Raw genomic sequence first — 18269 nt, forward strand, 5'->3', positions numbered from 1 at the left:
TTCGCGTCTAAACGCGCTGAATGCTCAAGGGGTTCCACGAATCCAGGAGGTCGAGGTTGCCAGGCACTGAGTCTGCGCTGTGCGCCGTCGCAATTTCGTGAGACCGCAACATCATTGAGACAGGTCAATACGAGCAGGCCGAAGCTCTGGGAACCTCACGTCGGCAAGCAGATGGAGACGGCCATGTCACAGCAGAGCAGCATGCACTTCTACCTCAATTGGGCCAAGGAGCGGATCGACGAGATGGACGCCGCATTGGCCTCGTTCGAGGTCAAGGCAGGTCAGGCCAAGGCCGAGTCCAAGGTGAAGACGGATCAGCTCCTGTCCGATCTGACGACGCGCCGTGACGCGTTTCAGGCAATGCTCAAGTCCCAGGCGGAAGCAGGTGAAGCCGCCTGGACGGACGCCAAGGCCGATTTGGAAAAGCAGTGGGCGGGATTCGAGGCCCAGGTGAAAACCTACTTCGAAGGCGCCGGCAAACAGTTGGAGCAGCAGCAAGCCACTTTCAAGGACGTCGCAGCGGCCCAAGCCAAGGCCTGGCGCGAAGCGGCGGACAAATTCCGCGAGGCCGCGGGTAAAGTGACCGCAGCCCGCACCGTCGATGTCGATGCCGCGCTCAAGCAGATGAAATCCGATGCGTCCGAAGCCGAAGCGCGTCTGCAGAAGCTGAAGCAGGCCGGCAGCGAATCCTGGTCGGTCCTGAGCGAGGCGCTCGCCGAGTCCCGGAAGGCGTTCGATCAAGCGAACCAGGCCGCCTGGAACGCGCTGAAGGGTGGCGGTCCGAAGAGCTGAGGTTTTCGGTTTGCCAAGGCGGCCCACTCGAAAAGACGGGCGTAGGGCACGTGTGGCACGGCGTAGCTCACGCGCCCTGATGCGCTCAGCTTCCTTTGGCAGTGGCCCCTGACCGCGCTCTACCAAGGCCGGAATGAATGGCCAGCGACGCTCCGGCGGCGTCACCGGCTTCATAGGCCGTCATCGACACCATCCGTCCGGTGCTGCGCTGGGTCCGGAGCTTGAGGTCGAGCTTGTCGAATTCTGCATCGACCACCGAGGTCTTGAGGACCACCAGCCCGCGGCCGGTGCCTTCGTTGACCTGATCGCGACTGGCCTTGATTGCCACCAGCCTGTCCGCGATCGACGCCACCATCCCGAGCGCGAACGAAGCATTGGCCAGATGCCGCTCTTGGTGCCGGAACCGGGCGTAGTCGACCGAGATCTTGAAGCGCCCAAGTTCGGCGCGCACGGCGCCGTCGATCAGCTCGGCCAGGTAATGCGCGACCTCGACATCGGCGCCGAGACCGAAGAACACATAGATGTTCTCGCCGGCCGGATTCTTCTCGCGCCAGACCCGGCAATCGCAGAAATGAGCGATCGCGCCGATGCAGTCGTCGAGCGGAATTCGCTTCTTGCGATGGGTCTCAAAGACCCTCCGTTCGCACGGCGAGGCGCGCAGCTCGACGTCGGAGAGCGACAAATCGTGGCGATCCAGCAGTTCGGCAACCTTGGCGGCGGCAGACAGCGCCTCGTCCTCGGTACAGCCATTGGCGATGGTCTTGGCGCGCAACGCCTGAATGCGGAGCTTGAGCTTGCCGAGCCCGTCCGGATTTAACGCCTGGTCCACCGATCACCTGCTCGGGAAAGCCCGACCGAGAGACCCCGTTCGGATCGACTGGCGGAAGGGGTGGGACCGCCTGCTAAACGATCGAAGTCATTGATCTACTGAGGGAAAGTTCGACCCTTAGCATGCCAACTGTAGCACGTCGCCGTAGCACGGTCGAGCCGGTGCATTCCCCCGCAATCCGAGACCTATGTTGCGTCGGTGCGAAACAACACTCGGCAGGTCGCACCGAGCGCTTCGACCTCTCCAAACTCGTGGATTGAAAGGTACGGGCTGCGGTTTTTGAGAATTTGTCTGACCTCTCGCTGCCCAAAGGTGATCAGTTGAAGAAAATTGCCGATTGTCTTCCCGGACTGCTTCGCCCTCGCTTGCGCCTCTTCAACGTGTGTCGAGCGACGCGGCCTGAAGTCAACGGCCAAGTCTACGTCTCCGAGGTCTGCCGCATCTTCGATGTAACTACCAAAAACGCGCACCTCGCGGACGCGGTGGGTCAGCTCGTCACGACCATTCACGAGCCGCACGCGCTCAAGGAAGTCAGCCACCAGCTCATCCGCCTCGCTGCGGGTAATGCGCCGAACAAACTTTGCGTTGCACAGTTGCCTTCCAAGGTCACTCGCAATGTAGCAGTTCTGGCCTGACGCATTTGGGTCGATCTCGATGTAGCCAGCCTCAAGCAGCGCATTTTGGACCAGCTCCGCCTTAGCCCGATCGCAATGGAGACGATCGCTGATTGCTGATAGCTGGATCGGGCCATCGTCGGCCCACCTCAAAAGGTCCCGCACTTTCATCAATCGCACGCCAGCGATTTCTTCGTCACGTCTTACCTGCATAGCGTTCTGTCTCGGGGCCGAATGTTGCGATGCAAAATTCCAAGTGCTCAAGCCCCTACCCGCCGACCTTCCGCCGCGATCGGCCCATCATAGGTCGAAAGTGGAACGGCAGAAGGGCCCGCTAGAGGCTCGTGCCAGTTGCGTGATACCCGAAGCTCGCGTCTAATGGCTAGGCTTTGCGGGGGCTTATGACTGGACTAACAACAACGCTCGTCGCGGCCAAGCCGCGTGAGAAGGCGGGACCTCGAACCGGGGCGCGTTATGCGTTCCAGCTTCACGTGTCACTCTCGAAGGTGCTGGACGTACATGCGTCAGGAGCAGACTACCGGGCACTCTTCGATCACTTCGACGATCTTGTCCTACTCAACAAGTCCAACAGCCCGGATCGGATCGACTTTTTCCAGATCAAAGGCAAGCAGCAAGGCAGTTGGACCGCGAGTGGCCTCTGCGCCTTAAGCGATGACATTCCTAGAACCATTATTGGCAAAATGTATCACAACACAAGAGACTTTGGTTCGGCTGTTGGGGCATGCTCATTTCTCACGAATGCACCATTTCAGCTCACGCTTGCTGACGGCACGAAGACAACGCCGGACCACATAAAGATCACGTACGCGAGCGTTGGGGCAGACGATAAAAAGCGCTTCTCCGCTGCACTGGACGCCGATTTTCCGTCACCTCGTACTCCTTCAGAAGACGATGTGTTATGCTTTGAGCGGACCGACGTTCCCGTGACCGGGTACGACGTGTTCTTGAAGGGAAAGTTGGTTGATGCCGCGTCCACAAAGGACGGCCTGGCAATCACTGCCCTCTATCGCACCCTTATTGAAGATGTCACGGCGAGAGCACATGACACGACGGAATGCACTTGCGTATCCGATGTGTACTCGCGCAAGTCTTTAGGGCGTGATGAAATCGAGGCGGCCTTCACCGCGGCTGAAGCGCGCAGGGGAATACTTGATGACTGGGCCGTCGTCGATGATGCGCTGAAGGAAGCAGGTCGCGGCACCGTTGCTCGTATCAAAGCCAAGACAGCGATGGTCTCTTATCTACGCGATCGCTCAAGACGTGCCCATGAGGCCGTCGTTTTGGCCGCCGACGTGCGCGATGCCTTGCATAAGGTCAAAGCTTCAGCACAACAATGTGGAAGCTTGTTGACGGCCACAGAACTTGTCAAGGCGGCCCTCCCCGCGTCCATGCTATCTCACCCGATAGAGATAGTCGAAGCTGCGATCCTCTTGGAGCTATATGAGGCGCTGAATGGATGAGCAGCGCGTGTTCGGACTGCGACGACTGCTGCTAAACATTGGGGGAAAGCGGCGTGACCACAATGAAATTCAACAAGGTCTGGCTTCTATCTCAGGAGGAGCAGCGCGCCTTGATGATCGAGTTCGACCCGGGCGCGACGGTTCTTCGGGCCGCGAACGGGTTCGGCAAGTCGGCCCTCCTAAAAAGCCTGTATGATACCTTCGGTGCCGAACCACATCGGATCGATCAGAGCTGGCGAAGCGCGCAGGTAGTTTCTGCGGTCGATTTTGAAGTGGATGGAAAAGCACACACGATAATGAAGTTTGCGGGCACGTATACCGTGTTCGATGCGTCTGGGAGGCGCGCCCTGCAAACGACATCTGTCACGCACGAGCTGGCTCCATTCCTTGCGGACCTATTAGATTTCAGGCTGCTGATGACAGATCAACGCGAGCAAGTGGTGGTGCCACCGCCTGCATACGCATTTGCGCCTTTCTACATGGATCAGGACAAGAGCTGGACATCGGCTTGGGAGCCGTTCCGGAACATGTACTTGCCTCGCTCATCTGCAACGCTTGCTGAGTATCATACCGGCCTTAAGCCCAACTCTTATTACGTAGCTCAGGCAGAGAAAGACCGCTTGGCCGTTACCTTGCGAGACGCTCGCGCACGTTTGCAGGGCCTCAGCGACGCTGTCGAGCAACTCCGAGCAGTGGAGCCCGAAACAGCCATCTATTTCAATCTTGAAGACTACGAGGCCGAAACAAATCACCTACTCGCTGAGTGTGCTCAGTTATTGGACCAACAGACAGCGCACAGAGCAAAGATGTCCGAACTAGTCGATGCACGCGCTCTTTGGCAATCACAGATACAGGTGACCCGGGCAGCTCTTGGCGAACTCGATGATGTATTTAAGAGCGCGGTAGGACACCCTATCGATGTTGAGTGCCCGACCTGCGGCGAGCACTACACCAATGACATCGCCGCAAGGTTCAACATCGCGGCGGATACCGAGGCTTTGGTTGCGGTTCTGCGCCATGCCCAAGAGCAGCAGGAAAAAATACAGAAGCAGATCGAGGCGGGACGAACAGAAATTGGCCAAATCGAAGCTTCGGTCTCCAGAGTTCGAGCCGTCCTTGCTGTTCGTAAGAATGATCTCACGTTCGGGGAGATCGTAGCTGCAGAAGGGCGAAATGCAGCGACCCGTACCTTGCGCGACCGCATAGGAGCGGTGGAAACCGAGATCGGCCAGCTCGTTACGCAGATGGACGAGAAGAGTGCCGAGATGCGTAAGTCTCTGGATCGCAAGCGTGCGCGAGTTATCAAGGACTTCTTCTCCACCAACTTAGTTAGCTTCGCACAGGAACTTGATGTCCGCATTGGTGACGACCGCACGGCGTCAATCTCGGCGACCCCCCATGCTCGCGGTAGTGAAGGTCCGCGTGGTCTTGCGGCATACAGCTACGCCTTATTGCATACTGCGCACGAGTTTGGGTCGTCGGCCTTTTGTCCAATCGTGATCGATGCGCCGAACCAACAAGGACAAGACGCTCAACACCTGCCAGCAATCATATCATTCTTGGTCAAACGGCGGCCGTCAGCCACCCAGTTGATCCTTGGCGTCGAGGAGGCTGTTGGCATTACGAGCAACGATGCACGCATCCAAGATGTTGGTGAGCGCAAGAACCAGTTGCTGAGCAGCAAGCAGTTTGCGATGGTCCGCGAACATTTGCGCCCTTACTTGGCTCAGCTTGTAACGCCGCCTAGCTAATGCTTCAGGTGGCCCATTGCGCCAGCGCTGCTTCGGCCCCTGCTGGGTCCCCCTTGATCCGATAGATTGTCTGTCGGCTTAGTCCTGTTGCTGTCGCGATCTGCCCCACGCCCGCTGACTGCTCCAGCATATTTCGCACGGTTTCAAGTTGGTCCTTGTCAAACGTGGGCTTCCGTCCACGGTACTTCGTCTCACCTGCCGTCGCCTTCGCGAGAGCGATGCCGCCGCGCTGTGCTTCCTTAATGGCCTCAGCGTTGGCCTGCGCAGTGGCGGCCATGAAGGCAATGAGCGCGTCCCTGACGGCCTGCTGCATTGGGTCTTTGGTTGCTCCGTCGAAGGTGAGCCCGTTGATCACCGTGCGGATCACGACGCCGCGCCGCATGAACTCCCTGATGGTGTCGCAAACGTCCCCGTAGTTGCGCCCGAGCCGATCAATCCAGCGAACGACGAGAATGTCCCCGCTGCGGAGAATGTCGAAGAGGCGCTTGCCCTCGGGACGTTCGACGAGCCGTGTGCTGATGCCCGAGACGCCATGGTCCGCGACAACGCGGTCGATCTTGAAGCCTGCGGCCTCTGCTCCGATCCGCTGATGCTCGACAGTCTGGTCGCTGGTGGAAACTCGTGCGTAGAAAATCGTGGCCATCGATTGCCTCTGTTGTCCGTAAGGGTATCGTCCGTTGTTTCTCATGTCCGTTGACCGAAGTCAACCCTAGCGGACGTGCTTTCGGATGCCTTGGGCTTGTCCGCACGGGCATACCTCAGCGGACACGTATCAGCGGTGGATACAGGCTCATGGCGATAGCCTGAGTTCCACCTCAGCCGTAAGTTGTCTCCGGCCGAGGAGAACGTGAATGGCTGATGATGAGGTATCCAAGGAGCTTGCGTCGCTGGCGCGGGTCCAAACCTACGACACGAGCACGTTGCCCAGACGTGACGACCTCGGCCGCGAGTTGTCGTTCGAGGAAGCCGTTCCCCTCGCCGATCGAGCGGTCCAACTATTCCAGCTCGTGCCGTTGGACTTGCTGCCGCACGTTCCGAAGAGCAACCGCCAACAGGTCCGACAGGCTGCCGATCAGTTCTTCAACATCCTTGAGCAGATGCAGAAGTTCTCGGCGCAGCAAAGTTCGGCGACCGAAGTTCGACTTAGCTTGATCAATCAACTGAGGGACAATTACGAGCCTTGGTACACCGCACTGATGCCAGCGATCGTGTATGCGATCAGTACCCGGCAAGATTTCTCACGCCTTGAGCGGGAAGCAAGAGCAGCATCTCAGGCGGCCACGGACGAAGCGGCAAGCCTGACCAAGAAGTTGATTGAGCACGAAACTGAGGCCAACCGCGTGCTCGCGGAGGTGAGGAAGGTCGCTGCAGAACAGGGAGTTGGGTTTCAAGCGACCTACTTCAAGAGCGAGGCGGACAACCACGATCTCGCCGCGGTTCGGTGGCGCACCTACACGATCATCGCGGGCGCGGCTCTCGGTGCCTTCGCGGTCGCTGCCATGTTCCTCCATAAGTGGGACGTGCTGCACCCGTCCGACGCGACGGAAGCGGTGCAATTCTCGTTGGCCAAACTCGGATTGTTCGCGGTACTTGGTTTCGCCCTGATCCTGTGCTCGAAGACTTTTTTGGCGCACACTCATAATGCGATCGTCAACCGCCACCGACAGAACGCCCTGCTGACGTTTCAGGCGCTCGTCAACGCTGCGAAGGAGGAGAGCAAGAAGGACATCATCCTCACACACGCGTCCGCCTGCATGTTCTCCCCGCAAGAGACAGGTTTCACAAAGCATTCGACCGAGGGGACGTCGAACGTCATCCAGCTACTAACCAAAGCTCCCGGAGCCGAGAAGGCAGCGGGCTGACCATTAGGAACGAGGGGGGCATGGGGGTTTCCGCTCTCCGGCTCATCCTCGACCCGGGCTTCACATTTTTTTGCCGAGTATCCGCGAACCTATTCGCTTTGAGAGACAAGGTTCTCGCCAAGGGCGTGCAGCTTCGTTCGAGCAACGCCGATGTCTTCGAGGATGGCCAACTGTAAGGCCCCAATGCTCGCGAGCGCGGCGCTAATCGTGGCCCCTAGCCTCGCCTCTGCTTCTGTGGCCTCGTCTCGCAGCGCAGCCGCCTCTTCGTCACTTGGCGTATCTTCATCATCAAGGTAGACATCCCAGTTCATGACCCAAAAGGCGCGGGACAGTATCGTCAGCTTCGAGATCAGGTCAGCCCTTGCCGCCGCAACCTGCTCTCCGTCGAGCCGTAGCGACTTCTGGCCAGACACGAAGTCCAAGAAACCGTCGATCTGTTGTGATGCATCGTGCGCCCAAAAGCTCACATTATCGACGCGCTCTGGGTAGAGCTGCAGTTCCTCCCGAACGACCTTGGCTCGCGTCACAAGCGCGTTGCGCATCCTACCGAGGGTCGATACCCGTTGCCGAAGTGCTTCACCCTTCAGAATGTCGGTCTGCATCCCCTGCAGCCGTACTTGCCGCCATACCGGGAATACGGCGATCGCTGCTATGACGGCGGCGATCATCGTCTGATACCGCGAGAGAAGAAATTCCGCACAGCCGAACGGAGCATTCTGGGGGTCAAGCGGACAGCCCGTTGAGAATGTTGCGCCCAGCGCAAAGCCGGCGATGCCAGCGAACACGACTGCGGCCAAGTATCCCACCGCCGTATTCCAAGTCCGATCGCTCACCCGCTGCATCTGTGTATCTCCAACTAAGCTGCTTACATGCCCCAATGACCGCGCGACCCAGAAGTCGTCACGTCCTGCGGCGAACGGCCAACTTCCTTGGCGCGGCTCTCGCTGCGCTGGCTGTGCCCACGACGGGCAAGCCCTTGGCATTGGCGTACAGCAACTCTACCGCCTCTTGAATGTCTTTGCCGATGTACCTGAGTACATTCCCTCGACTTGCCGGATAAACGTGAAGCTCTTTTGTCCCGCCAAGTCCTTGCGGCCACTGCTTGTGTGAGCCTGAGGCAAGGCGATGTACAAGCTTCGCGGCCTGAACACGCTTGAACTCTTCAGTATCTACGGCTTGAATGTCGTCGCGGACGATCATCTCTACAGCAAGCCAAATAGCTACTACCAGCAGCGGATCGATCTTGTGCTTGCGCAGCCGCGCCCAGGCCTTGGTAGCTCGCTCACGCGGTGGCAGGCCCCGCAGCCGGAACGCCTCCTCATGTTGGCCCGCATTCGCGTACAATGTCGTAACCCGCTGTACTGCATTGACTACCCAACGGTCGGTCTTGTGAGCAAGCAGCCACTCCACCGCTGCGCGACGGTACGGATTGATCTCGGTGGCGTTGTAGCTTCGCTTATAGGGGCTTCCGTGCCGGGCGTAGTGGTCTGCATGCGGCCTGCAAAAGCGCGTGTCGAGACCATCGCCGGTCCCTGCTCGGGCCGTGTGCTTGCAGCCGACTACTCGGCACATCTTGAACATGTGACTAGGCTCTTGAGCGCGGCCCTTGACCTCGGCTTTGCGAGCGGCACGGCGCTTCCACCGGGCGATGTCAGTCATCTTCGTCTCCGAAGTAGTAGCGGTATGGGTGCCAGAAGCCCGGCGGCTGACTGTCAGCGTCAGTCGTCTCCCTAATGCCGTATGCTTCCAAGGCTGCGCGGAAGCCCTTGTGGCCACGCACGCTCTTGAAGTTGTCCTTCGTGACGCCGAGGTGGCGATAGACATCGGCTGGTGGAATGACCTCGGAGGCATCGGCCTCGACCCGACTAACGATGTAGTCGAAGGCCCTCTCAGCGTGCCCCTTGAGCGGCTTCGGGATCGGAAGCCAATCGCCGATGGATGCGCCGGGGAAGACCTCACTCAACAGTGCGGGGATGCCCGAGCCCTTATGCGCGATGATGAACGCGCGGCTGGCAGGACAGCAACCGTTCTGGAGGCGTCTCACCGCCCCCCGACAGAGGGCCTGCAGAATGCCGTGAGCATGTTCGCCGCGTCGGACCTCGTCGGTCCACTCAAACGCACCAGAAGCTGACGGCAGTGCAGCGGAAGCCCTTCCGGTCGCCTCGTAGGCTGGCTCGGGCTTGAAGAGCACACCCGCCAAGATGACGTTCGGGATGTGCGCGAAGTCGTTCGTGGCGTCATGCCGCCCCCATGTCACGAACTTCACCTTGCCCACGCCGGTAGACAACCGCTGCTTGACCAGCTTCTCGAAATCGAGTTCCGCTGTGGCCTTGTGGTGGACGACAAGCCAATCCTCCTCGGGCCTCGTCTTGATCGTCTTGGCCACGCCTTTCGCTATGGTCTGGGCGTCGTACACGAACGCATCCTTACCGCCCCCCCGATCCCATACGCCGATGGTTAGCCCCGCGTAGTTCTTCTTCGCGGAAGGCAAGCGCTGCATGCCGCCTCTGTGCCGCTCCCAGAGATCGTAGGTGGCGCGGACACGGGCCGATGCGTCCAGCACCATGACCGGCTGCAAATCCGCTGGGAGGCTCTCTCTGTAGTCGAGGATCGAGAGCCGGTAGCGACGCCTCACGGTGACGGTGCGCCCGAACAGCGGCCAGATCAGCTCGACGGCCTTCGCAGCCTGCCCTGTGGTGATCCGTCGAGCTTCTGGCTCGGTGAACTCATGAATGCGCGGTAGGTTTGGCAGTTCGATACGATCCCCCTCGCCCGCCTGGACGATCTGGTCGAACACCTTGTCGAGGTCTGCCGTGAACCGGGGACGAGGCCCACGCAGCTCGGCCGGGATCGTGTGGAGTTCGTCAAGCGTGACCGTCAATGGCTCCCCCGGCAGCATTGCTTCGTCCCAGATGCGAACCATCCTCGGACGGCCATCGTAGTGGAACGCGGAAACGGCCTCGAAGCTGTTGGAGTTTCGGCAGCGAGCCACGACCATCTGGTGGGTGGTGAACAGGATGCGGGCTTCGTTTGGATCGGCGGTGGCGATTGCGTTGACATCGTTGTCACTGGTCAGCACGGCGAACCGATCAAGACCAGCTTCCGTCGCAATAGCCCGGATTTGGTCCTTGCGATTGGCGCAGATGATTGCCGACGCTCCTCGATGGTCGGGAGACCGCAGCAACTCCCGCAGGAAGTGAACAAGGAGCTGGGTCTTGCCGATGCCGGGATCGAGGCTGGACACATACACCGACTTCGGACAGGTGCCGTTCGCCATGGTTTCCAAGACGCCAGCAACAGCAGCGAGCCCGTCCCACATCTCCCTCGTGAGCGAGTGCCCGAAGGCCCCGAAGGAACCCTGCAGTGCCCTCACGGTGGCACCGGCAAGGCCGTCTTGGGTGAGCCCCAAGGGGGTGAAAACCTCACTAAGAGAAGTGGAATTATCACCCCCTGCCGGAGCCATAGGCCGGGCGTCGGCAGAGCCGAAGTTGTCACGGATCAGCATGTCGATGGTCTATTTGTGAGTTTCGTTGGCTTCGGGAGCTGCCGATGTTGCGGCAGGCTGCACATTCTCGACACCCCGCGTCTGCAGGCGGCGAAGGATGGAGAACTTCAAGGTGGGGTAGATCGCGAGAATGAACAGGACGTTCCCCTTCTCGACCAGATCGGCCTCGATGTCGGTCAGCGGGAGGTGTGAGAAACCGAAGCCGAAGTGTGCCGCCCTCATGTCGCGGATTGCTCGGTCGGGATCGGTCCAATCCCAGAGCCGGGCGGAACTGACGAGGGCCTTCAGATAGTGCTCGCCGGTATCGGCGGCCTTCCTGATGCGACGCCTCCCATTCTTGACCTCGACTTCCACATCGACGGGATCGAAGGTCTCTCCAAGCTGTTCGGCGATTTGCCTTCGAGCTGCGATCAGGGCGTGGCGAGCGGACTTCACCTTGCCCAGTCGATCCTGTTCACGAGCGTAGCTGATCAGCCGAAAGATGGGCTCGGCTTGCTTCTTGAGGGCTTCGGGCATCTCCTCTGGCATCACGCCACCGCTCTGGCCGGAGTGGTCGAAACGTGAAGGTGCCGCAGGTTCAAGCCCTCATAGGACACGTTCGCGACGGCCTCAGCCAGCACCGAGACGAACGCTTCAAGATCACCGCCATAGTCATCGTCTACACCGTCGCTGGCCCATCCTCCTAACGCTTGGACCACGTCACGAGACAGCTTTGCTCGTCTTAGGGCGTCACGATAGTTGTGCCGCAGGGAATGGAAGGTCACGCGGGGCTGCTTGACACCGGCTTTGGACAAGAACCGCCCGAACCACTTCGACATCGTCGAGAAGTAACCGTACCTGTCGCGCTCCAGCTCTGGGAATAGGCGAACACCGTTGCAGCTCCTAACGAAGTCGAGGAACCCCATGGCAATCAGTTCCGAGTGGAGCGGCACGAACCGCTCACCGGCATCAGTCTTGATCCGCTTCCTGTCTTCGACCTCCATCTCATCAGGGTCTCCTTCGGAGAGCATGAGACACCAGATGCCCCCGATCTGGCGAACGTCCGCCTTGTGGAGTTGACACGCTTCGCCTTGGCGCAGCCCGTGGAAGAGAGCCAGCAGCGGTACCCAGAAGCGGCCACGCCTTGGATGGTTCGGGCCCCGCTTCGCGTAACCGTTCTCGTCGTCGACACAGCCCGTGTAGAGAGGCATCTGGAACAGCTTCGGCAGATCACCCAGTGGCACCGGCTTGCGCTTGTTCTTGTCCTTGACCGGGTCGGCCAACTGCAAGTCCGCGGCTGGGTTGCGATCTGCGAGTTCCTCTTTGACTGCCCAGTTGAAGAGTGACGACTGGTTGATCAGGTACGAATTGATCGTTCCTACAGACATGAGCGGCTTGCCGTCGATCTTGGCCAGCCGCGCGGCATCCTGCAGGGACTTGCCGGGATAAACCTTCCGGGCGTTCTTAGGGATTGTCTGCAGCAGCGCCCGAACTCGCTTGCAGTCCGCTCGGTTCACATCTCGGACCAGCTTGTCCGGCCCCATGAGCTCCTCGATAGCGTCGAACACGATCCGATAGCTGAGCAGGGTCTTCTCTCCCCGCGTGACGCTGGGATCGGCCAAGTAGTCGTCCATGAGCTGCCGCAGGCTGAGACCTCCTGTGGGCTTCTTGTGCGCCTCTCCGAACCTCTGCACGAGATCGTCGGTGCCATAGTCGTTGTTGGCACGACGCAGGAGCGTAGTAGCAGCGTCGCTGATGGTGTCGCGCAAGGCAGGCAGGAACCGAGCCCTTGTATCTTCGTCGATCTTCCCGACCGTCGAGGAGCGACTAAGCAGCTCGGCAAGGTGAGGACCGATCTCTGCTTCCAGCTCAGTCGGGCTCTGCGTCCGCGACATCTTGTCGATGAACTTCTCGTAGATGACGGGACCACCGGGGCGGTCTCCCCATTGCCGAATGGCGAACTCGTAAGCCTTCCCGCACAGCCGAACGATCTCACGCTGAGACAGGTTCGCTGGTGGGCCCGCCTCGGTTGCCCGGAGCCGGTCCATCTCGGCATCGAAAGCCGAACTCGCGGCGCGGACCCTCCGCACGGCTTCGCGGTAGTCAGAGGTCCCAAGGGACTTCCACCGTTCCTTGCCCTTGAACAGATGCAGCAGATCGGCGGGGTACGAGGCTCGGAGGTAGTAGGTGTTTTTGCGCTTGTGTAGTCGAGGGTGAGGCACGTCTTCCATGGGCTCGCTGTAGCAGCTCACTGTAGCACCCATCAACTGGAAGCCATTGGAACTGCAGAGTTTTTGGAAGATCAACGACTTGAAGGGGAACTGGCGGAAGGGGTGGGATTCGAACCCACGGTACCCTTGCGGGCACGCCGGTTTTCAAGACCGGTGCCTTAAACCACTCGGCCACCCTTCCCTCGTACCAATGCCAGGGAGTTAGCTTAGCTTCGGACTGAGCGCAACGCGAACTTGGACCCAATTTGGACCGATCGGTACGATGCCTGCGGTCTCATACCGATTGCCGATTCGCGTCCACAGATGCGGGCACCCGGGCTAAACCGCGGCCTAGGGCCTATTTCGGCAGGCATTCGACGTTGTAGGCGATGATGATCTGAGCTGGATCCGCTTTACCCAGGCTCTTGAGATCCTCCAAGCCGCTTCGGAGCTTGGCACCCGCCTCGCTCAAGCTTCCTTCAAGCGTGGCTTTGGCCTTCCGGCACCGCTCTTCGTTGGAAAACTCCTGGAAGACAACCGTCGGAAGGAGTCGCCATTCCGCCTTGTCGTTCGTCGCGGCAGGACTGATCGAGTAGGAAAAGACGTACATCAGCACCCACATCGCTTTACTCCAGCCTTGGCCGGCTCGATCCGTGCGAACTTAGATGGTCACGCCTGGACACACCTACGCTTTACTTGGAGGGCGCGCGATCAAGCCGCGATCGCTGCGCCCTCATGCGCTTGATCTCTCGACGCAGGTCTTCACTCTTTTCGTCACGCTGCTCTCCGCTCGATTTGATCTGATCATCTTGACGCAATTTTTCGAGAGCTTTCTCGACCGAGAGCTTGTTCGTTCCGGCCATAACCGACCTCACTTGCGCTTCTGCGTTCATCAATAGGGATAGTAGGGATTACCCTGCGGACAGGTCCAGTTGCCATAAGCGTCGTAATAGCAGCCCTGATTATAGGAGCCGCTTCCGTAGTAGGCGCCTGCCGCAAGAGCTCCGGCTGCCGCACCGTAAGCGAGGCCGCGGCCGGGATAGTAGGGATAGCGTCCGCCATAGCCGGGATAACCGGGCCGCCCCGCAATCGGATAGCCTGGACGGCCCGGACGGCCCGCGATTGGGTGGGTCGGACGTCCCCGCCGACCTGCAATGGGTCGGCCGCCGGGACGGCCCGCAATTGGGTGACTCGGCCGGGGCCGGCCAGCGTAGCGATGTCCGCCGCCGCCATGGAAGCGCCCGGCATGACCGCCGCCGGCAAAATGCGCGCGCCCGCCGCCGCCATGAAACCCACCGCCACGACCGCCGCCACCCCTGCGAGCATAGGCGTCATCGGGCACGAGCGTGGCGCCGACAAGAATGAGAATAGCGAACGCCGCCAGCAGATATTTGAGCATGATCCGTCCTCCTTCTAAGAACGTGGATCCCCCGCCCCGCAGACAACGACAGCGCGTCAAGCCTTCGGACTGAACATGCCTCCCGCCGCCTTCATCGCAGACTCGCTCATAGCCCGGCCCTGGTCGGTCAGCGAGCGCATTTGGTCCTGGAAGAAATCGGCTTGAAGCTTGAGCGCATCCTGCATGTCCTTTGCGTTGATCAGCTTGTCGCCGAGATCGAAAGTTGCGGTGACATTGTGCTGCATGAAGGCGCAGAACTCCTTCGCCTGGTTCGCGACCGGCAGTGGCGACGAGCCGAGAGCACGCTCCAGCAATTCGAAATAGTCCGAATTGGCCTTGCGCAGGCGACCGAGCGCCTCGCTCAGTGACGCACGCATGCTCTCGGCGGACGCGTTGATTTCGACCATGATGTCGCTCCTTTCAGACGGTTTCGCTCATGCGGGAAGTCCTCCGAACCAGGCGCCGAAATAGCCGGCATAGAGCGCCGGCCGTTCGAGATTCATCGAGTGCCCGATGCCGGGCACGATGACGAGGCGGCAATCCGGCATCGCCTCAGCCATCACACGCAGGTCGGCCGGAAGAATCCAGCCGTCCCATTCGCCCCACAGCACCAGATGCGGATGCCGTAGCTGCGGCATCCGGCGCTCCAGCTCGCGGCTTTCCTTCTCCTGCGTCAGATTGACAGCAGTGCCGATCCAGATGCCTTCGGAGACGCCAAAGGTCTGGTCGATGATGCGATCGAACAGGGCCTGGATCTCAGGCAGTCCTTCGCGAAAACGCGGAATCGCGTTCGGCGCCATGCTCTCGGGCACGAACAACGAGGACGCCGCCGTTGCCATGATCGTTCGCGTCAATTCCTTGTTCGCCATCATCGCGCGGAAAAGGCCGATCTGATCGGCATTGAAAGCCATGCCGAGCGGCGTCACCGGATCGAGCGAGAACACACGGCCGAAGCGTTGCGGCTGCATCAAGAGCATGCGCGCGGCGATGATGCCGCCGGTCGAATGCGTCGCAAGATGGCAATAGCTGATCTCGAGCGTATCGAGGGCGGCCAGCATGTCCTCGGCATGCTGCTGCATGGAATAGTTGGTGTAGTTCGCGGTCGGCTTCGGCCGATCGCTGTCGCCGCAACCACGCCAGTCGATGGCGACGACGCGCAGGCCCGTCGGAAACAGTGGCGCGGCAAGCTCGATCCAATCCTTGCTGGCGAGATTGCCGTGGATGAAGACGACCGTGACGTCGCCCCGCCCCCACTCCCGCCAGCCGAGTTGGACCTCACCTGCCTGCACCCTTGCCATGTGCGGCCCTATTTGTTCAGGCCGGCCGTAGGCGCGGCTCCCGGAGGAGTCGGCGCCACCGGCAGGGCAGATACCACGGCCCCCTTTATCATGCGATCAATGCTCGACGGCGAAGAGGTGTCGACACTACCCTTGGTTACGAAATCCACGACGTCCACCGAGAACTCCACCGGATTATCGGTGTGAATAAAGTGCCCTGTTTCCGGGTAGATCTTGAGGATTGGTCGGTTGCCGGCATTGGTCATCCGCGTCATGAACGGCGAGATCACATCGCGACCGAGATCGGTCAGCCCGTTGAAGGCGGGCGTCGGGATGAACGGCTCCTTGTCGCCGAAGGCCAGGAAGATTGGCGCCTTGATCTGCGTGAGCCGCTCGTAGAGGTTCTTCGGGTCGTCCTGCTGGAGCTCAGCCCGGATGGTATAGATGTCGAAAATGAAGACGTTGCACCATTGATCGAGCTCCTTCGGGTTGCCCCTGATGAGGCCGACGCGCTGATCGGTGTGGAAGCGGGCATATTCACTGTCACTGTAGAAATACCCGCTCTTCGCCGCCGACACTGCGCCGGTGTTTGGGTCACGCTTCTTGAAATAGAAGAAATCGCGGACACCCTGCTCGTCGCGCGCCTTCTCAGCGGCGAGAATGCCAGTCTGATCCCAGATTGACTTCCACTTGTCGAAATCGCGGCCGAGATCCGGGTCGAACAGTTTTGCCTTCTTGTCCTTGGCGATCGTGATGTCGCGCGGATATTCCTCGAGGCCCGATGGCGCTTCGAGCGCCAGCGCCTGCACGGCGTCGGGCCAGGTCAGGGCATAGCCCATCACGAACTGACCGCCGAGCGAGTGGCCAAGATACACCGCCTTCTTCACGCCGAGCTGATTGACCACGAGGTCGTAGATCACCTCGCGCATGTCTTGCATGGTGCGCGCCGGGCTCTTGTCGAGATTGCCGGGCCCGGACATCCCATAATGCGGCAGGTCGGGCACGATCACGCGCACTCCGCTCCGCAGCGCATATTGCATGATGTTGCCGTAGTGGCCGCCGAAGGCGCCCTTGCCGTGGATGATGACCAGCACCTTCGGGTCTCTGTCGGTGCCGTTGTATTCATCCATGTAGCCGATCTGCCAGGATTTGCCGCTCTTGTCCTTGGCGTTGGAGAATTTGACCGGATAGGGATATGTCACAAAGTCCTTCCAGAAGGATTTTTCCGGATCGATCTTCTCGGAAACACCGGGCACGCGATAGTTCTTGTCGGCGAATTTCTGCGCGCGATCGAGGCTTGCAACGTCGTCCATGAAAGCGACGAATTTCGGATCGTTCTTGCGCTGGTTGATGATCGGGAACACGCCGTAATGCGCGACCGGGCTTTCCTGCGCGATCAGGTCCGCGCCGGGCACGCGATCGACCGCCTGCTGCGCCAGCTTGAAGTTGAGCCAGAGATCGTTGGTGATGTGCATCACCAGCGTTCGCGCCTGGATGCGGCCGAGATAGGGATTAACGTTGTGGGTCTCGCCGACCCGGTTGCGCCAGACGAGATCGACCGCGTCATAGAGCTTGGCGCGATTGATGACGTTCAAACCGGCCTTCTCGTTCGGCGGATGCCAGTAGAAAATTTCGGGCTGCACGGCGCCCCAGTTCTGGGTTGTGCGGAATGCGAAGTCATAACCCGTCATGCCAAGGATCGACCAGCCGAACGCGACACCCGGCACCGGATGCTTTTCCTTCGGCAGCTTGTAATAGTCGCCCTTGGTCTCTTGCCAGACCGGATCGCCCTGGATCGCGGCCGTCATCATCTGGAACGTCCAGTTGCCGACGGGATCCTCTCCATCCGACTGCGTGGTGCCGCCGATCGGCATCAAGGCGCTGACATATTCTGGGTGCATGACGCCCCAGACATAGGTCTGCGTACCGCCCATGGACACGCCCGTGACCAATGCAACACGCGCGACCTTCAGTTCGTCGCGCAGCAGACGATAGTTCGCCTGCACCATGTCGTAGTAGCTGTATTGCGGAAACTTGATGCCGAGCCCATCGGACGGCTTGCTGGCGCCCCAGGTGCCGAGCGGATCGACCATGATGACATAATAGCGGTCTGTATCGATCGGCCGTCCCGAACCGATGATCGGGACGCCCCCCGACAAGGCAGCGCCCTTGACCCACTGCTCGTACATGTCGGTGGAGTCACCGGAATAATAGGAGTTGATCACGACGGCATTGGTAATCTCGCCTGCGGCGTTGCGCCGCGCGTTACCGATGGCGATGTAGGCTGTTCTCAACTTGCCAGCGCCGAGGGACTCGAGCGTGACACCCCCCTCGCCGCCATTCTCCCACTTGGAGGGATTGGAGAGGTCGTACTTGCCGCCAAGGCGGAAGTTGGCGATCTCGTAGGTCTTCTTCAGCCCGTCATGCTGCACCTGCGACGAGCGGCGCGTGAAGGGTTGTGCAACTGCCAGAGCGGTGCCGACCAGCAGTACAATCAGGCTGACGGAGCAACGTTTCACGAAACCGGTCGTGGACATGACGGATTCCTCCCTGGACAGTTCTTGAAACGC

18 protein-coding genes and 1 tRNA gene are annotated in these 18269 nt (G+C 60.1%); 4 read left to right on the forward strand and 15 right to left on the reverse strand.

What is annotated here, in order from left to right; all coding sequences use genetic code 11:
- Nucleotides 1-183: 183 nt before the first annotated feature.
- Nucleotides 184-792: a hypothetical protein gene (locus GGD62_RS03565; protein WP_179730457.1), complete on the forward strand. Its 609-nt coding sequence runs from the start codon at nucleotides 184-186 to the stop codon at nucleotides 790-792.
- Nucleotides 793-877: 85 nt separating this feature from the next.
- Here GGD62_RS03565 and GGD62_RS03570 read toward each other — a convergent pair whose 3' ends face one another.
- A complete protein-coding gene (locus tag GGD62_RS03570) occupies nucleotides 878-1621 on the reverse strand; it encodes a DUF2786 domain-containing protein (protein WP_183707080.1) in 744 nt (247 codons plus the stop codon).
- 185 nt (nucleotides 1622-1806) lie between these two features.
- Complete coding sequence (locus GGD62_RS03575) at nucleotides 1807-2448, reverse strand: hypothetical protein (RefSeq protein ID WP_183707081.1); 642 nt, start codon at nucleotides 2446-2448, stop codon at nucleotides 1807-1809.
- Nucleotides 2449-2636: 188 nt separating this feature from the next.
- Between GGD62_RS03575 and GGD62_RS03580 the strand changes: the two genes are divergently transcribed.
- Together GGD62_RS03580 and GGD62_RS03585 are read left to right on the forward strand one after the other, a co-directional pair.
- Nucleotides 2637-3716 (forward strand): dsDNA nuclease domain-containing protein, encoded by a 1080-nt coding sequence (locus tag GGD62_RS03580; protein WP_183707083.1) that lies wholly within the window; start codon nucleotides 2637-2639, stop codon nucleotides 3714-3716.
- Nucleotides 3717-3769: 53 nt separating this feature from the next.
- On the forward strand, nucleotides 3770-5467 hold the full coding sequence (locus GGD62_RS03585; protein ID WP_183707085.1) for a hypothetical protein: 1698 nt from the start codon (nucleotides 3770-3772) through the stop codon (nucleotides 5465-5467).
- Between the two features lie 4 nt (nucleotides 5468-5471).
- Here the strand turns inward: GGD62_RS03585 and GGD62_RS03590 are convergent, their stop codons facing one another.
- Nucleotides 5472-6110 carry a recombinase family protein gene (locus GGD62_RS03590; protein WP_183707087.1) on the reverse strand — a complete coding sequence of 213 codons (639 nt, stop codon included), beginning with the start codon at nucleotides 6108-6110 and terminating at the stop codon, nucleotides 5472-5474.
- A gap of 208 nt (nucleotides 6111-6318) precedes the next feature.
- On the opposite strand from GGD62_RS03590, the gene GGD62_RS03595 reads away from it, so the two are divergent.
- The gene (locus tag GGD62_RS03595; protein WP_183707089.1) at nucleotides 6319-7329 is read left to right on the forward strand and encodes a hypothetical protein; all 1011 of its coding nucleotides are present in this window, start codon (nucleotides 6319-6321) and stop codon (nucleotides 7327-7329) included.
- Between the two features lie 89 nt (nucleotides 7330-7418).
- Here GGD62_RS03595 and GGD62_RS03600 read toward each other — a convergent pair whose 3' ends face one another.
- From GGD62_RS03600 to GGD62_RS03655, 12 genes are all read right to left on the reverse strand, one after another.
- Nucleotides 7419-8171, reverse strand: a complete 753-nt coding sequence (locus tag GGD62_RS03600; protein WP_183707091.1) for a hypothetical protein — start codon at nucleotides 8169-8171, stop codon at nucleotides 7419-7421.
- A gap of 58 nt (nucleotides 8172-8229) precedes the next feature.
- Nucleotides 8230-8988, reverse strand: coding sequence for a hypothetical protein (locus GGD62_RS03605; RefSeq protein ID WP_183707093.1), 759 nt, complete (start codon nucleotides 8986-8988; stop codon nucleotides 8230-8232).
- The gene (locus tag GGD62_RS03610; RefSeq protein ID WP_183707095.1) at nucleotides 8981-10834 is read right to left on the reverse strand and encodes a hypothetical protein; all 1854 of its coding nucleotides are present in this window, start codon (nucleotides 10832-10834) and stop codon (nucleotides 8981-8983) included. Before GGD62_RS03610 ends, GGD62_RS03605 begins: the two co-directional genes overlap by 8 nt.
- Nucleotides 10835-10843: 9 nt before the next feature.
- On the reverse strand, nucleotides 10844-11350 hold the full coding sequence (locus GGD62_RS03615) for a hypothetical protein (protein ID WP_183707096.1): 507 nt from the start codon (nucleotides 11348-11350) through the stop codon (nucleotides 10844-10846).
- A gap of 11 nt (nucleotides 11351-11361) precedes the next feature.
- A complete protein-coding gene (locus GGD62_RS03620) occupies nucleotides 11362-13044 on the reverse strand; it encodes a site-specific integrase (RefSeq protein ID WP_183707098.1) in 1683 nt (560 codons plus the stop codon).
- A 91-nt stretch (nucleotides 13045-13135) separates the two neighbouring features.
- Nucleotides 13136-13225, reverse strand: a tRNA-Ser gene (locus GGD62_RS03625).
- A 156-nt stretch (nucleotides 13226-13381) separates the two neighbouring features.
- On the reverse strand, nucleotides 13382-13645 hold the full coding sequence (locus GGD62_RS03630) for a hypothetical protein (RefSeq protein ID WP_018318038.1): 264 nt from the start codon (nucleotides 13643-13645) through the stop codon (nucleotides 13382-13384).
- Nucleotides 13646-13715: 70 nt separating this feature from the next.
- A complete protein-coding gene (locus tag GGD62_RS03635) occupies nucleotides 13716-13886 on the reverse strand; it encodes a hypothetical protein (RefSeq protein ID WP_018318037.1) in 171 nt (56 codons plus the stop codon).
- A 29-nt stretch (nucleotides 13887-13915) separates the two neighbouring features.
- Entirely contained in the window at nucleotides 13916-14422 is a 507-nt protein-coding gene (locus GGD62_RS03640; RefSeq protein WP_183707100.1) for a hypothetical protein, read from the reverse strand.
- Nucleotides 14423-14478: 56 nt separating this feature from the next.
- A complete protein-coding gene (locus GGD62_RS03645) occupies nucleotides 14479-14829 on the reverse strand; it encodes a phasin (protein WP_179736747.1) in 351 nt (116 codons plus the stop codon).
- Nucleotides 14830-14856: 27 nt separating this feature from the next.
- Nucleotides 14857-15720, reverse strand: a complete 864-nt coding sequence (locus tag GGD62_RS03650) for an alpha/beta fold hydrolase (RefSeq protein WP_018318036.1) — start codon at nucleotides 15718-15720, stop codon at nucleotides 14857-14859.
- A gap of 8 nt (nucleotides 15721-15728) precedes the next feature.
- Nucleotides 15729-18236: an alpha/beta hydrolase gene (locus GGD62_RS03655; protein ID WP_183707102.1), complete on the reverse strand. Its 2508-nt coding sequence runs from the start codon at nucleotides 18234-18236 to the stop codon at nucleotides 15729-15731.
- Nucleotides 18237-18269 lie beyond the last annotated feature (33 nt).

The sequence above is a fragment of the Bradyrhizobium sp. ERR14 genome, from assembly GCF_014198235.1.
Lineage (GTDB): Bacteria > Pseudomonadota > Alphaproteobacteria > Rhizobiales > Xanthobacteraceae > Bradyrhizobium.